Here is a 15327-nt window from a genome sequence, read left to right on the forward strand (position 1 = left end):
TAGCCTCACTTCAGGACCCCGCTGCCTCGACATCGGCGGGCAGTTCCTCCTTCACTTCAGGCGGCCCCGTAAAGCGCGAGCGCACGCCAAGCCCATACCAGCACACCGCCATCGCCACCACCAGCGCGAAGCTGATATACAGCACCTTCTCGTTAGGCGGCTGGATGCCGACGTACACCAGCACGGCCCCGCCGAGCACCGCCAGCAGCGCCACCGGCTTCGACCAGACACCGAGGTTGAACGGCCCCTTGTGCACCCACGTGCGGCCTTCCGCGCTGAGCCCGGCGGCCACCGGCATCACATACGACACATAGAGAAACACCGCGCTGCCCGTCGACAGCACCGCGAACGCATCGCCATATAACGTCACCGCAATGGCGAGCACCGCCGACACCCAGATCGCCGTGCCCGGCGTGCGATGCGTATCGTTGACGCGGCGCAAAGCACGCGATGCGGGCAAGCCGCCGTCGCGTGCGAACGCATACATCATGCGCGAACACGAGGTCAGACACGCGAGACCGCACAGGTAGTTCGACAGAAAGATGCCGATGCCGAGCGGCACGCGCAGCCACGTCGGCAGCGTACCGAGTAGCGCGTTGAAAAAGCCGCCGCCGGCTTTCACGCCTTCCTTGATGTCGGGCATCACCAGCAAGAATGCGCAGACCATGATGTAGCCAAAGAGCGCAGACCAGCCGACCGAGCGCAACATCCCTTTCGGTACGTTGCGCGCGGCGTCGTGGGTTTCCTCCGAGGTGTGCGCGGACGCATCGAACCCGGTGATCGTATAGACGGTCAGCAGCAGACCGGACAGGAACGCCGAGACCATGCCTTCTTTCGGCCACGCACCGCCGTCGAAGCCGGTGTAGTTCGTGAAGTCGACGAGCCGCCCGAAATCGAACGGTGTCTTTGAGAAACCGAGCAGCGCCAGCGTGAGGATCACCGCGATCGCAAAGATCAGATAGCCGGAAATGTCGGTGAGCAGCGTCGTGATCTTGATACCGCTGTGATTGAGCCACGCCTGGCTAAACGTGATCACGGCAATGAACGCGGTCTGATGCCAGAACGTCAGCGAGTCGGGATTGATGCCGAAGAGCGGCGCCACGAGCGTCTTGAAGAACGGATCGTAGACGCCGAAATTCACCGACGCGACGACGAAGATCAAGCCGAGCAGGTTGAACCACGCAGTCGCCCAACCCCAGCCCTTGTTACCGAGAATCGAGCTCCAGTGATACAGCCCGCCCGCGGTCGGGTACGACGACGCGATCTGCGCCATCGCGGCCGCCACGACGCCCGCGAACAACGCGCCGAGCGGCCAGCCGATCCCGACCGACGCGCCGCCCGCCGCGCTCAGTGCCTGCGGAAACGCGGTAATGCCGCCCGCGAGTATGCAGATGATCGAAAACGAAATCGCGAAATTGGAAAAGCCGCCCATCCTGCGCGACAGTTCCTGCTTGTAGCCCATTCTTTGCAGTTGCCTGGCGTCGTGGTCGAGCGCGCCTGGCGCGTCGCCCTGCTGCAGAGGTTCCATGATTTACCTCGTGATCGGTTGGACTACCAAGATGGATGAACCGAAGGCCACTACCACTACCACTACCACTACCGCTACCGCTACCACTACGTGACCCGGCACTACGGCACTACTCGAACTTCGCCATCACATGACGCGCGCACGTATAGTCTTCGAGCGCATACACCGACATGTCCTTGCCGTAGCCGGAGCGTTTCATGCCGCCGTGCGGCATCTCGCTCACCAGCATGAAATGCGAGTTGATCCAGGTGCAACCGTATTGCAGTTCGGCGGCAACCTTGAACGCGCGGCTCACGTCGCGGGTCCAGACCGAACTGGCGAGACCGAAGTCGGAATCGTTGGCCCAGTCGATTGCCTGCGCGGGATCGTCGAAGCGCGTCACCGACACGACCGGTCCAAACACTTCGCGCCGCACGATCTCGTCGGCCTGTAACGCTCCGGCGATCACCGTGGGCTCGTAGAAGAATCCGCGCGACCCGGCGGCCTTGCCGCCCGCCGTCACTTCGATATGACTCTGGCTCGCCGCGCGCTCGACGAAACTCGCGACGCGGCTGCGCTGGCGCTCCGAGATCAGCGGTCCCATCTCCACGCCTTCGCTGTGCTGCTCGCCGAAGCGGATCGTGCTCACCGCGCTCGACAGGTCCGCGACGAGCTTCTCGTAGATCTTCGGCCCGGCATACACGCGACACGCCGCCGTGCAGTCCTGCCCTGCGTTGTAGTAGCCGAACGTGCGCAACCCCTCGACCACCTGTTGCAGATCGGCATCGTCGAACACGATGACCGGTGCCTTGCCACCCAGCTCGAGATGCGTGCGCTTCACGGTGCGCGACGCGGCCTCGAGCACCTTCTGCCCCGTCGATACATCGCCCGTGATCGAGATCATCCGCACGTCCGGCTGCGAGATCAGCGGCGCGCCGACCGTGTCGCCGCGCCCGGTCACGACGTTGACCACGCCCGGCGGAAAGATCGCGGTGATAAGTTCGGCGAGCTTGAGTGTGGTGAGCGGGGTTTGCTCGGACGGCTTCAGCACAACAGTGTTGCCCGCTGCGATGGCTGGGGCGATCTTCCAGGCGGCCATCATCAGCGGGTAGTTCCACGGCGCGATCGAGGCCACCACACCGAGCGGATCGCGTCGCACCATGCTGGTATAACCCGGCAAATATTCACCGGCAAGCTGACCGTGCTGCGTGCGGCAGGCTCCCGCGAAGAAGCGGAACACATCGGCGACCGCGGGGATTTCATCGTTGAGTGCGCCCAGATAGGGCTTACCGCAGTTCAGCGATTCGAGCCTTGCGAATTCGGTGGCGCGCGCTTCGATTGCGTCAGCGAGCTTGAGCAGCAACGTCGCGCGATCCTTCGGCACGGTCTTCGCCCATGCGGGGAACGCCTGGCGCGCCGCGGCAACCGCTGCCTGCACCTGGTCGATCGACGCTTCGGCCACCCGCGCAATGGTCTCGCCGGTGGCGGGATTCAGGATGTCTTCCAGTTCGCCTTCGCCTGCGATCAGCGCGCCGCCGATCAATAGTCCGGTCTGTTCGAGTTGTTCCATGTGCCTGTCTCTCATGTCGAAGAAAGGAAGGAGCTGCGGCCGGCCGGCTGGCAAAAAACGTGACTGCCATTGCAAAGACGACCGCGAATGGAGCGATTCTAGGATCGCGATTTTTTTGAACGCCAGCCCGAAACGCAGATACGAGTCATCTGGAAAACCGAATTCGCGAAGGCATCCAGCGACATGCTGCAGTTGCAGCAACGCACGGCTTGCGGGATTACCCTCGAAAGCGCCGCAACACGTCGCGCTGTCTTCCGTCAAACAGAATGCAACGTGAGTACTATCGGAAAACTATATGGGGGATTTCGCGTGACTGCGCGTGTATTCGCGGGCGACGACGAGAAAATTCTGTGCCGTCTCGGACTGGGTGAGCCCGCGCCGCCATGCAATGCCGATGTCGATCTTCGGCATGTCCTCGGCGATGTCGCGCACTTCCAGGCGGTCGCCATCGAGCGACCATGGCCGGTACAGGATGTCCGGCAGGATCGCGAGACCCGCGCCGGTCGCGACCAGACTGCGTACCGCCTCGACTGAAGCCGTGCGCATCGCGACGTTCGGCTTGAGCCCGGCTGCACGCCAGTAGGCCGTGGTGTTGTCTTCGAGTTCGTCGACCTTCAGCATGATCAGCGCCTCGCTGGCGATGTCGCGCAGCGACACGCTCTCGAGCCTGCGCAATGCGTGGTTGGCCGGCATCCACAGTCGCCACGCGGCACGAAGCAGCGATTCGCTTTCGATTGCCTGAACGTTTTCGATGTTCGATGCGATCAGCACGGCGACATCAAGTTCGCCGTTCACGAGCAGGTGCTCGATATAGCTGCGCTGGTCTTCGGTGACGTTGATCTGTACCTGCGGGAACACGCGCCGGTAGTGATCGAGCAGATACGGCAGAAAGTAGCCGGTCATCATCGTCGTGACGCCGATGTTCAGGCGCCCTACCACCGTATCGGGCCGCGACGACATCGCCTGTTCGGCGTTGCGCACGGCGACGAGGATCTGCTGGGCGTGGCGCAGGAACTGGTGGCCCGCATGCGTGAGCACCATCCCGCGCGCGTGACGCACGAACAGCTGCGTGCCCACTTCGGTCTCCAGACTTTTGATCGCGTCCGTGATGACCGATTGCGAAATGTTCAGCGACTGCGTCGCGCCCGTGATCGATTCGGCTTCGGCGACCGCGATGAAATAGCGCACGCTTCGGAGTGACAGGGACATGGGCGTCGACCGGGGCAACGAAGCGCAAAGTATATCGGAGCCACCGGACTGAACTCCGGTGGCTCCGTCGTGCCTTCGTGTGCTCGTACGGTCACGCCGTCACTTACACACCGTAACGCGCGGCCGGCTTGCTACGCGACAGATTAGGCCCAAGCGCCGCACGCGCCGATTCGAACGCGGTCCAGTCGGCAAGCTCCGGCAGCGACGGCACCGTCGCGAGTTCGCCCTGATCGAAACCCGCGAGCGCCGCATCGACGAGATCGCCGGCGCTCATCACGATTTCCTGCGGCAGGTTGTCGACCGGGTGGCCCGCCACGTCCCAGAACTCCGTGCGTGTCGCGCCCGGCAATACCGCCTGCACGCGCACGCCCTTCGCGCCGAGTTCGTGATGCAGCGACTGGCTGAACGCGAGCACGAATGCCTTGGTGCCGCCGTAGACGCCGTTGAGTACCTCCGGCGCCACCGCTACGATCGATGCGATGTTGACGATCGCGCCAGCGCCCCGCGCGACGAACTTCGGTGCGACCGCGTAGGTGAGCCGCGTGAGCGCGGTCACGTTCAGATCGATCATCGCTTCCATCTGGTCTGCATCGGACTGGAGCAGCGGCGCGGCGCCGCCTATGCCGGCGTTGTTCACCAGCAATGTGATGCTCGAATCCGTGCGCAGGATTTCCTCGATGCGACGGACGTCCTCGCGCTTGCCGAGATCCGCCGCGACAACTTCGATCGAGCGGCCGGTCGCGTCCGTCAGGCGGCTGGCCAGCGTGTCGAGCCGTTCGCGGTTACGTGCGACCAGGATCAGGTCGTAGCCGCGACGCGCGAGACGGTCCGCATAGACCGCGCCGATGCCCGATGAAGCGCCGGTGATTAGCGCGGTGCCGGGGTGTTGCGTCGTGTTATCAGTTGTCGTGCTCATGTCTGTTCTCCAGTAAGGCCGACCGGTATCGGTCTGCATGAAACCGAGAATAGAGGCATAATCGAGCGGCACAAATGTCATAGATGCCTCTTTTTAGGACATCGCTGGAGCAAACCCATGCTGCGTATCGGACTCGTGCTGTATCCCGGCTTTCAGGTGCTGAATCTCTCCGTCACGACGGTGTTCGAGTTCGCGAACATTACCGCGGGCGAAACGCACTACGACGTCGTGCTGTTGTCGCCACAGGGCGGCCCGGTGCTGAGTTCGGCGGGCTTTGCGGTGGCGACGCAGGCGTTCGACGACAGCCGCTTCGACACCGTGCTGGTGGTCGGCGACAACGACGTATCCGAGCCGCCGCCCGGGCTGACCGCCTTCCTGCAACGGGCCGCGCAAACCGTGCGGCGCATCGGTTCGACCTGCACCGGCGCGTTCAACCTGGCGCAAGCCGGTCTGCTCGACGGGCGACGCGCGACGACGCACTGGGCGTTCGCCGCGCAGTTCCGGCGCACCTATCCGGCGGTGAAACTGGAGGAAGACCGCATCTTCATCATCGACGGGCCGGTGTGGACTTCGGCGGGCATGACCGCGTGCGTCGATCTCGCGCTCGCGCTCGTCGAAAAAGACATGGGCGCCGAGCTCGCGCGGCTCGTCGCGAAGAAGCTCGTGGTGTATCACCGGCGCGCGGGCGGCCAGTCGCAGTACTCCGCGCTGCTCGATCTCGAACCGCGTTCCGATCGCATCCAGACCGCGCTGGCCTATGCGAAGCAGCATCTGCATACCGAGCTATCGGTCGAGCAGCTCGCGCAGGCCGCGCATCTGAGCCCGCGGCAGTTCAGCCGGGCGTTTCGCTCGGAGACCGGACAATCGCCGGGGAAAGCGGTCGAGCATCTGCGCATCGAAGCCGCGCGGCTGATGCTCGAATCGGGCCGGCATCCGATCGACGTGATTGCGCGCGACACCGGCTTCGGCGATCGCGAGCGGATGCGGCGTGCGTTTTTGCGGGCGTTCGGTCAGCCTCCGCAGGCTATCCGGCGCGCGTCGCGTACCGAGGATGAGCAACCCGCGTGAACGGTGCGCATCACGTGCGCTGTTCAGGGAAATTCTCGCGGCTTGCCGATAGAATGTCGGCAGCCATGCGCGTTGCGCGTTGGAAGGGCCGTCGAACCAGTGAGAGCGTGATGCCGATTTACGACTATGAGTGCGCGGATTGCGGTGCCTTCGAGGTGATGCGTCGCATCGCGGAGCGCGATGATCCTGTCGATTGTCCGCAGTGCAGTGGTGCGGTCGAACGTATCCACACCGGTGCACCGATGCTCGCCTCAAGCGACGGCAACAGCGACGGCGACAGCGAGGGGTCGTACGGCATGCGACACCGCGCAGGATGCTCGTGCTGCTGACTACGCGAGCACCGCGCGTGGCAGAAATTACCGTTCTCGCAAACACCAGGGCCGCGCTGCAGGGAATCTACTTAATGTAGGGTCCCTATGTTCAGTTATGCCAACTCAGCGGATGATTCATGCCATAAATCAAGCATGAATGACGGGGTAAAAAATGCTGATCGCTTTTCTGATTGCTTCGCCAATTGGTATCCTGGCGCTCGTTGCATTCGCAACGTTCATCGATCCTTCCAGCGGCCATTTTCGCCGCCGATAAATCGCTTGTCCCGGCCGACCGCCGAGGTTTGCCGGCACCCCTCTCTACACTCAACCGTGCGTCGGTAGCCGTAGATCCGGATTGCGCTGCACGAGTTCGCTAAACCAGTCCGCAAAAGCCCGCAGCCGTGAGCTGAGATTGCGCCGATGCGCGTAGAGAATAGATAGCGGCGTGGAAGGACAGCGATACGACGTCAGGATTTCCCGCAACGCACCTTGCTGGATTAACTCAGCCACCATGAAGCGCGACGGCTGGATAATCCCGTAGCCCTGCACACCGGCACCGATGTACACGTTGCCGTCGTTCACCGCGAGCACGCTCTTCATCTGCACCTTGACGCTCTCGCCGTCCACCTCGTACTCGAACGGAAAGGTTCTGCCACTGCGCGCGGACACGTAGTTCACTGCGCGATGCTGGTCGAGATCGTCGAGCGTCTCCGGTACGCCGTAGCGTTCGAGGTAAGCCGGCGAAGCACACGTGACGATGCGCGAATCGCCGATACGCCGTGCAACGAGACTCGATTCTTCGAGCGCACCCATGCGGATCACGCAGTCCACGCCGTCCTGGATCAGATCGATGTTGCGGTCCGCGAGACCGAGCCGCACTTCGATGCCCGGATACTTCTGATAGAAATCGCCGAGCGCGGGAAGCAGCAGCACCCGCGCAAGCGTGCCCGATGTGTCGACGCGAATCATGCCGGTTGGATTGTCGCGCTTGCTCGAAAGCGACGACTCCGCATCGACCACTTCCGCGAGAATCCTCACGCAGCGTTCATAGAACAGTGCGCCGTCTTCGGTGACGCTGACCTGGCGTGTCGAACGGTTCAGCAGCCGTACGCCGACGTGTTCCTCGAGTGCCTGGATCGTCCGGCTCACTTTCGCGCGCGGCAGGTCGAGCAGTTCGGAAACCTTGGAAAAACTATTCGCCTCGACGACGCGAGTAAAAATCTCCATTGCTTCGAAGCGGTCCATATTTATGCCCTGAAATTCCGGTTAATCACGAGCGTCTCCGGACGATGCGCGCAGGCGGATAGCCGTTGCCGGTCGACGGGGGTGACAGAGACGTCAAGCTTACACGACGGGAGGGGGTGGATAGAACAGATGGCGTCTGGCTCGTCGGGGTATCCGGACATGGCGCACACCGCGCGTTTGTCACACTACGATTTCCACCCATGGCTACCCGTAGCGACGTATGGCAACATCGCGATGCTCTTTAAATCACGTCGGGCCTCGCACAAGCCCATATATCTCAGGAAAACTCATGTTCGACCACATCAAATTCGGCGTCCGCGATTATCCCGTGAGCAAAGCGTTCTACCTCAAGGCCCTCGCGCCGATCGGCGTAGCAGTGATCGGCGAACGGCATGCGCCGCCGGAATACGGTGTCGAGATGAGCGCACCGGGTGAGTCATCGTTGTGTCTGTACCAGACTACGGAAAAACCGGCGCATCTTCATCTGGCGTTCGTCGCCGAGAATCGCGAGCAAGTCGATGCTTTCTATCGCGCGGCACTGGAGGCAGGTGGGAAAGACAACGGTGCGCCGGGTCTTCGTCCGCAATACCACGCGAACTACTATGCGGCCTTCGTGTTTGATCCGGACGGGCATAACGTCGAACTGGTTTGCCACAAACCCGGCGCCTAGCCGCTCCATCGAGCAAATTCGGCCGGCTGCTTTGCGCAGTCGCCGGCCAGAGACGGCCCCTGGACGGGCGCATGCAAATCGTCGAATATCGTAGCGCGCTCTCGCGGCGCTCTACCCGCCACTGGCGCCGGAATTCGCACGCTTCGTCGCAAGACGCTCGCAAGGAATCCGGCTACCGCACAGACTCCGGCCATCGAGTTATCTCGTCCCGCCAAGGAGTCCAGCATGCCTTCCCCTATCGCCGTGCATCTCGCCGCTGCGACCCTTTCTGTCATACTCGGCGTAGCTGTGCTCGTGCTCGAAAAAGGTACTGCGCGCCACAGGTTGCTGGGCCGCATCTGGGCAATGGCCATGTTCGTTACGGCGCTCAGTTCGTTTGGCATCCATGCAATGAATCCCGGCCATTTTTCCTGGGTGCATGGACTGTCGCTGCTGACGCTCGTTGGCCTCGCGCGTGCTATCTGGACCATTCGGCACGGTAACGTGCGCAGCCACAAAACCGCCATACGAGGCTTGTTTGTCGGTCTGGCGGTGGCCGGTATCGCGGCCGTGGCCGTGCCGCACCGCGTGCTGAACGTCATCGTCATGGGATGGATTGCATGACTTCCCGCAGCAACAGCAAGCCGCCGGGTATATCCGTCGATCTGCCCATTCCAGGACGACAACTCCTGGCCAGGTACGCGCGCGAGTCCCTGCCGGTCGCAGGCGGTAATGCGTTGATCGCGGCGGGTCTCACTGCGGTCGGCGGCGGCCTGGGTTTCGGCGAAAACCTTGTCTTCAGCGAAGCGATCGGTCTATCGATCATGCTGCTGATCCAACTCGGCCGTTTTCTCCTCCAGCGCCGATACGCACTGACCGCGCCGCGACTCGCCGTTCTGATGATCGCGGCGGTCGTGGGCGGCACTGCGATCGGGCTGGCGCTGGCTAGCGGCCTGCTCGGCCTCGAGATCAGCAAAACGTTCGCCACCACAGGGCTGGCTGCGACTGGCTGGATCGCGCTTGTGGCAACCCTGCTGGCTACCTGGTACGGATGGTCGCGGGCCAGGATCGCCGGTCTGAGTGAGCAAGTGGTTCGCACTGCATTGTTGAAAGAAATCGCCGACAAGAATGCGCTGAGCGCCCGTTTGCAGGCATTGCAGGCGCAGATCGAACCGCACTTTCTTTTCAACACACTCGCGACCCTGGACAGCCTGATCGCCTCCGATCCGCCCAAGGCAAGAGAGCTGCTGGGTAGCCTCAACCGGCTGCTGCGGGCGACGCTTGAAGCGTCGAGAGCCGAGCGCGAAACGCTTGCGGACCAGTTCGCGGTACTCGAATCGATGCTCGGCGTGCAGGCAATACGGCTCGGCTCGAGGCTCTCCTATGCGCTCCATCTTCCTGCCGATTGTGCGAACCTGCAGGTTCCGCCGATGCTCCTGCAACCGCTCGTCGAGAATGCGCTGAAGCATGGTATTCAGGTCGCGGTAGCCGGCGGCCGGATCGAAGTGCGCGCGATGCGCAGTGAACAACAAGTCGAACTCACCGTGAGCGACACAGGCCGCGGCTTCGGTGCGACTCCGGCTACGCAGGGCTCCGGCGTCGGACTCGCGAATGTGCGCGACCGGCTTGCAGCGCTACACGGCGAGCGCGCGTCGCTGGTTCTCAGCGAGAATCTGCCGCACGGCGTCGTTGCCAGGGTCTTGCTTCCCGTGGACGACGATCCACGTAAAGAGGAGATGAATTCATGAGGGCTGGTCGAGCGCGGGCTCCGGTTTCGAACGATAGCGACATGACGCGCCCGGCTGCTGCATCCAGCGCCCCGAGCGCGCTGATCGCCGAAGACGAACCGCTGGTAGCAGCCGCGCTTCAGCGCGAGCTGGGAGCGCTGTGGCCCGAGTTAGAGATCGTTGCGACAGTCGGCAACGGCGAGGATGCAATCGAGCGAATCGTCGCATTGCGGCCAGACGTCGCGTTTCTTGACATCTCGATGCCTGGAGCAACGGGTCTCGACGTCGCGCGTGCGTGCGCAGCGCTCGCGGCGCCGCCACAGATCGTATTCGTGACCGCCTACGACAAATATGCGCTCGCCGCATTCGACGCTGCGGCCATCGACTATCTTCTGAAGCCCGTCGATACCGCGCGGCTGACGCGCACTATCGAACGGTTACGGGCGCAGCTTCGGCACCCGGCATCGGGAGAAACATCCGGCGTCAACGTTCAGGCGGACCTGCAGCGCCTGCTCGGGCAACTTGAGCGGATTACGCTAAACCTCGACGGGAAGAAACGCACACCGGACGACGGCCACGGTGCACCGCTACGCTACCTGCGCGCATCCAGCGGCAACGACGTCCGGATGGTCCCGGTAGAGGATGTATTGTTTTTCGAAGCGGCGGACAAGTACGTCGTCGTCACGACGCGCAGCGGCGAGTTGCTGATCCGTTCGAGTCTCAAGGAACTGTGTACGCAGCTAGATCCCGAGCGCTTCTGGCAGGTACACCGCGGCACCGTGGTGAATGTCGATCAGGTGGAGAGTGCGTCCGTCAGCGCGCTGGGGAAGACATCGTTGAAACTGCGTGGTCGTGGCGAAGCAATCGCGGTGAGCAGGCAATACGCACACCTGTTCCGGCAAATGTGACGCGGTGAACGCGCATCGGATTGACACACCAGCAGCGGCATCGAGACTTTGCAACAAACTACCCGGCAATCAGCGTCCCTGCGCGTGATAAGCGCCAAGCCGCTCGATCAGCCCGCCCACGTTCATATGGCTGAACACATCTTCTAGCGCGAGAAACGCCGCGCCGAAAAGCACGCTGTCCTTAGGCGGATCAGCCAGAACGATCTGCAGTTCGCGCGTGGCAAGCGGCAGGCATCGCTGGTAGACAAGTTCGCGAATACCTGACAGCAGCACTTCCCCGCCCCGGGCGAGCGTGCCGCCCACCACGATCAAGCTCGGATTCAGAATACTGACCACGTCGGCAGCAACCTCGCCGATTACGCGACCTGCACCGCGAAGCAACATCAGCGCTTCAGGCTGCTGCGTTTCGACCAGCGAGATGACATCGCGCGCGTTCTCCGCCTTGAACCCTTGACTCGACAGATGCCGCGCAATCGCCCAGCCACCCGCGCGCGCTTCGACACAACCGAGCTTGCCGCAGCGGCACAAAGGCGCATCGTCGGAATTGAACTGTATGTGGCCGATATCGCCGGCCGCACCCTGAGCGCCGCGAAAAATCTTGCCACCCGTCACGATGCCGCTGCCTATCCCCGTGCCGGCCTTGATGAAGAACATGTCTTCCACGTGCGGGAAGTTCTGGCGATGTTCGTAGATCGTCATCAGGTTCACGTCGTTCTCGACGTAGATCGGCGCGTCGAAGCGCTCGCGCAGCCAGCCGATGATGTCGAATTCGTCCCACAGATGCAGCACCGACGGGCCGACGATACGACCGCGTTTGAAATCGACCGGCGTGGGCAGGCTAAGGCTGATACCGAACAGCATCCCGTGACTCGCACGAACCTTCTTCGCCAGTTTGTCGAACTCGCGGGCGATCTGCTCGAGCGTGCTGGCCGGCCCATCCGAAGCACGAAACGGTACCGTGCTCTGCGCGATCACCGCGGGTTCGAGATCCATCGCGGCGAGATGAATATAGGTCTCGCCGATATTGGCGACCAGCAGGAAACCCGCGCGTTCGTTGATGCGTAACACGCGCGTCGGCCGCCCGCCGCTCGGGATGGTTTGCGCGGCTTCTCGCACCACGCCCGAGTCGATCAGGGCATTCAACCGGAGCGTGACGGTCACCCGCGACAAGCCCGATGCATCGAGCAGCGCGGGACGCGACGTTGCCGCCCCGGTTGCGATCAACGAGAGAATTTCGCCGCTGTTCTCGAGCGCAGGACGCTCCGCCACGCTATTCACCTTCGACATTTCTTCCACGCTCCGAATTGGGTCACCTGCCCGGCCAGGGCCGCCTCCACGCGACCGGGATACGCCTTGGTATGTTTTGGACAGTAATATACAAAACATATTTGACTTACGCCTAATTTATTGCTTAACTTGCCGTCAACAACACGATGCGGCGCGCCGCCATCATCGCAAATCTTGCGGCACGGAGACAAAGAGCATGACCGAGACTTATATCGTCGGACTCGACTACGGCACGAGCTCAGCCCGCGGCGTATTGCTCGACGCGGCGACCGGCGAGCAGATCGGCAGCCATATGCACGCCTACCGGCACGATGTCATGACGCGGAGCTTGCCCGACGGTACGCCGTTGCCCAGAGCCTGGGCCCTGCAGAACGCCGCGGATTATCTCGAAGCGGCGCAGGAAATCCTCAGCAAACTCGGGCGCGGTCGCAACATCGCGTCGATCGGGCTCGGCTTCTCCGCCAGTTCGCCCATGCCCGCCAGAGAAGATGGCACCGCCCTTTCCGAGCTGTATCCCGGCGAGCCTCACGCCTACGTGAAGCTATGGAAACACCACGCCGCACAACCGTACGCCGACGAGATCAATCGTCGCGGCGGGTCTTTTCTGCGCAATTTCGGCGGCAAGCTCTCCGGTGAATGGCTGCTGCCGAAGGCCGCCCAGATCGCCGACGAAGCACCGCACATCTGGGATGCCACAGATCGGTTCATCGAGTCGGGCGACTGGCTCGTCTGGCAGTTGACCGGCACGGAAGCGCGCAGCCTCGGCTTTGCTGCCTACAAGGCTCAATACTCCGCCATGGATGGCTATCCGCACGGGATCGTGCCTGGCCTGACGGACAAACTGGCGGAGCCGCATCGTATCGGCAGCGCGGCCGGCAGCCTGTCCGAAGACTGGCGCCAGCGCACCGGGATCAGTGGCAACGCCGTCGTTGCGGTCGCAGTCATCGATTCTCATGTGGTCCTGCCGGCGGCCGGCGCGGTCTCGAATGGTTGCCTCGTCGGCGCACTCGGCACTTCAGCCGCCTATCTCCTGCTGAACGAGCGGTTCCAGCCGTTGCCACCCGGTATCGAAGGTGTCGCCAAAGACGGTTCGATTCGCGATCTCTGGTGTTACGAAGCGGGCCAAGCGGGTTTCGGCGATACGCTCGGCTGGTTCGTCAATGCGTTTCCGCGCGGCGCCGATTCGGCGGAGAGCTTTCGTCACTACAACCGCGAGGCCGCGCAGCTCGAACCGGGCGCGAATCATCTCGTGGCGCTCGACTGGTGGAACGGCAATCGCGTGCCGTTGGCAGATTCGAGTTTGAGCGGCCTGCTGGTCGGCCTCACGACAAACACGACCGCCGTCGATATCTATCGCGCACTGATCGAGTCATTGTGTTTTGGCGCGCGCGCGATCGTGGATCTCTTCGAAAGCGGCGGACTCGCGATCAATCGCGTCGTCCTCACGAGCGGGCTCGCGCAGAACAATCCGTTTCTGGTCCAGACCATGGCCGACGTGCTGGGGCGCGAAGTGGAAGTGCCGGACATTGCGCATGCAACGGCCGTCGGCGCAGCTATCCATGGAGCCGTTGCAGCCGGACTCGTCGCCGGTTTCGTGGCGGGCAGTGCGAAGTTCGGCGCACAACGCTTCGAGCGCTTCCAGCCCAACCCGAATTTCGCGGTGATCCATGCCGAACAGTACGGCCAATACCGCGAACTGAGCGCCGACGAGACGATCCTTCATTCGATGCGGGTCTTGAACGGCCTGAAAGACTCGTTGAGCGATCCAGCCTGCGAACACCTGGCGTTGAGCGACCAGGAGCACTGATGTCGACACGCATACCGAAAGCAAGCGAAGCACCGATCGTCACTCAAGAGCATTGAAGCAACAACCTAACGAGACAGACCCGAACCGTACAAGGTCGAACAGGAGGCAAACATGGAGTTGCATCGTAAAACCACACGCAGGCCGCATCATTTTTCTACCCGAGTGGCGCTCACACTGCTGAGCCTGCTGCTACCCGCTTCGTGGCACGTCGCTCACGCAGCCGACGCCCAGCCCACGATCGGGATCGTCGAGTTGCAGTTGTCCAATCCGTTCTTCGACAAGCTGGAAAAATCGGCGGTCGAAACCGCGACGAAACACGGCTGGAAAGTCATGACCGCCGAGGCAACGGTGGCGGGCGACTCGTCCACACAAATCGCGGCGATCGAAAACATGATCAATCGCGGCGTGAAAGGCATTACGCTCGATAACGCCAATGCCTACGCGCTGGTTCCGATCGTCAGGAAAGCACGCGCCGCCGGCATCGTGGTCGTCACCGTGAACAGCTCGCTGAATCCGATGACCGCTGCCGACGCGTCGTTCGAAACGGACAACGTCACCGCCGGCAAACTGATCGGCCAGTGGGCCAAGGTCCGGATCGGCACGACCGCGCCTCACGTTGCCATGCTCGACTACGATCTCGCGGACCGAACCGCGAATGCACGCCACGTCGGTTTCCTGCAGGGCTTCGGCATTGCCGACGGTTCGCCGCAGATCGCCGGCACCGCGCTGACACTGGGCAATGTCGAGACCGGTCAGGTGGCGATGGAAAATCTTCTCTCCGCGCATCCTGACATCAATATTCTCTACACGATCAATGAGCCCACCGCGCAGGGCGCTTATCTCGCCATCAAGAAAGCGAAGCGCGACATCATCGTGACGTCGATCGATGGAAGCTGTTCGGGTGTACGCAGCGTGGCAAGCGGTCAGATCGGCGCCACCGTGATGCAATTCCCGTCGAAGATGGGTCAACTGGCCGTCGAATCGATTATCCAGGCGGCCGGCGGAGGAAAGAAACCGACTGGCTTCAACAATACGGGTACCGTGCTGATCACCGACCACCCCGTGCCGGGTCTCGATTCAAAAGATTCGAAATGGGGTCTCGCCAATTGCTGGGGAGGATGAG

At 62.5% G+C, this 15327-nt stretch carries 14 protein-coding genes; 8 read left to right on the top strand and 6 right to left on the bottom strand.

Going from position 1 to position 15327, the window contains the following annotated elements:
• Positions 1-10: 10 nt before the first annotated feature.
• From M0D65_RS01425 to M0D65_RS01440, 4 genes are all read right to left on the bottom strand, one after another.
• Complete coding sequence (locus M0D65_RS01425) at positions 11-1528, bottom strand: amino acid permease (protein ID WP_091010406.1); 1518 nt, start codon at positions 1526-1528, stop codon at positions 11-13.
• A 109-nt stretch (positions 1529-1637) separates the two neighbouring features.
• Positions 1638-3077, bottom strand: coding sequence for a gamma-aminobutyraldehyde dehydrogenase (locus M0D65_RS01430; protein ID WP_266250585.1), 1440 nt, complete (start codon positions 3075-3077; stop codon positions 1638-1640).
• 291 nt (positions 3078-3368) lie between these two features.
• On the bottom strand, positions 3369-4286 hold the full coding sequence (locus M0D65_RS01435; RefSeq protein WP_266250587.1) for a LysR family transcriptional regulator: 918 nt from the start codon (positions 4284-4286) through the stop codon (positions 3369-3371).
• A gap of 103 nt (positions 4287-4389) precedes the next feature.
• Positions 4390-5202 carry an SDR family oxidoreductase gene (locus tag M0D65_RS01440; protein ID WP_091010400.1) on the bottom strand — a complete coding sequence of 271 codons (813 nt, stop codon included), beginning with the start codon at positions 5200-5202 and terminating at the stop codon, positions 4390-4392.
• Between the two features lie 117 nt (positions 5203-5319).
• Between M0D65_RS01440 and M0D65_RS01445 the strand changes: the two genes are divergently transcribed.
• Together M0D65_RS01445 and M0D65_RS01450 are read left to right on the top strand one after the other, a co-directional pair.
• A complete protein-coding gene (locus tag M0D65_RS01445; RefSeq protein ID WP_266250589.1) occupies positions 5320-6270 on the top strand; it encodes a GlxA family transcriptional regulator in 951 nt (316 codons plus the stop codon).
• 110 nt (positions 6271-6380) lie between these two features.
• Entirely contained in the window at positions 6381-6599 is a 219-nt protein-coding gene (locus tag M0D65_RS01450; RefSeq protein WP_266250590.1) for a zinc ribbon domain-containing protein, read from the top strand.
• 306 nt (positions 6600-6905) lie between these two features.
• Here the strand turns inward: M0D65_RS01450 and M0D65_RS01455 are convergent, their stop codons facing one another.
• A complete protein-coding gene (locus M0D65_RS01455; RefSeq protein WP_091010395.1) occupies positions 6906-7826 on the bottom strand; it encodes a LysR family transcriptional regulator in 921 nt (306 codons plus the stop codon).
• 289 nt (positions 7827-8115) lie between these two features.
• Here M0D65_RS01455 and M0D65_RS01460 point away from each other — a divergent pair, with 289 nt between their 5' ends.
• The 4 genes from M0D65_RS01460 (at position 8116) to M0D65_RS01475 (ending at position 11110) form a co-directional block, all read left to right on the top strand.
• Positions 8116-8496: a VOC family protein gene (locus M0D65_RS01460; RefSeq protein WP_266250592.1), complete on the top strand. Its 381-nt coding sequence runs from the start codon at positions 8116-8118 to the stop codon at positions 8494-8496.
• A 225-nt stretch (positions 8497-8721) separates the two neighbouring features.
• Complete coding sequence (locus M0D65_RS01465; protein ID WP_266250593.1) at positions 8722-9099, top strand: DUF2306 domain-containing protein; 378 nt, start codon at positions 8722-8724, stop codon at positions 9097-9099.
• Entirely contained in the window at positions 9096-10223 is a 1128-nt protein-coding gene (locus M0D65_RS01470; RefSeq protein WP_266250595.1) for a sensor histidine kinase, read from the top strand. The genes M0D65_RS01465 and M0D65_RS01470 overlap by 4 nt, the downstream gene beginning before the upstream one ends.
• 41 nt (positions 10224-10264) lie before the next feature.
• Complete coding sequence (locus M0D65_RS01475) at positions 10265-11110, top strand: LytTR family DNA-binding domain-containing protein (protein ID WP_266250596.1); 846 nt, start codon at positions 10265-10267, stop codon at positions 11108-11110.
• Positions 11111-11179: 69 nt separating this feature from the next.
• Here M0D65_RS01475 and M0D65_RS01480 read toward each other — a convergent pair whose 3' ends face one another.
• On the bottom strand, positions 11180-12397 hold the full coding sequence (locus M0D65_RS01480; RefSeq protein WP_266250598.1) for an ROK family protein: 1218 nt from the start codon (positions 12395-12397) through the stop codon (positions 11180-11182).
• A 196-nt stretch (positions 12398-12593) separates the two neighbouring features.
• On the opposite strand from M0D65_RS01480, the gene M0D65_RS01485 reads away from it, so the two are divergent.
• Positions 12594-14204 (top strand): ribulokinase, encoded by a 1611-nt coding sequence (locus M0D65_RS01485; protein WP_266250599.1) that lies wholly within the window; start codon positions 12594-12596, stop codon positions 14202-14204.
• 111 nt (positions 14205-14315) lie between these two features.
• Positions 14316-15326 carry a substrate-binding domain-containing protein gene (locus tag M0D65_RS01490; protein ID WP_266250601.1) on the top strand — a complete coding sequence of 337 codons (1011 nt, stop codon included), beginning with the start codon at positions 14316-14318 and terminating at the stop codon, positions 15324-15326.
• Position 15327: the final 1 nt, after the last annotated feature.

Origin of the sequence: Paraburkholderia sp. CHISQ3 (genome assembly GCF_030464945.1) — a bacterium.
Taxonomy (GTDB): Bacteria; Pseudomonadota; Gammaproteobacteria; order Burkholderiales; family Burkholderiaceae; genus Paraburkholderia; species Paraburkholderia megapolitana.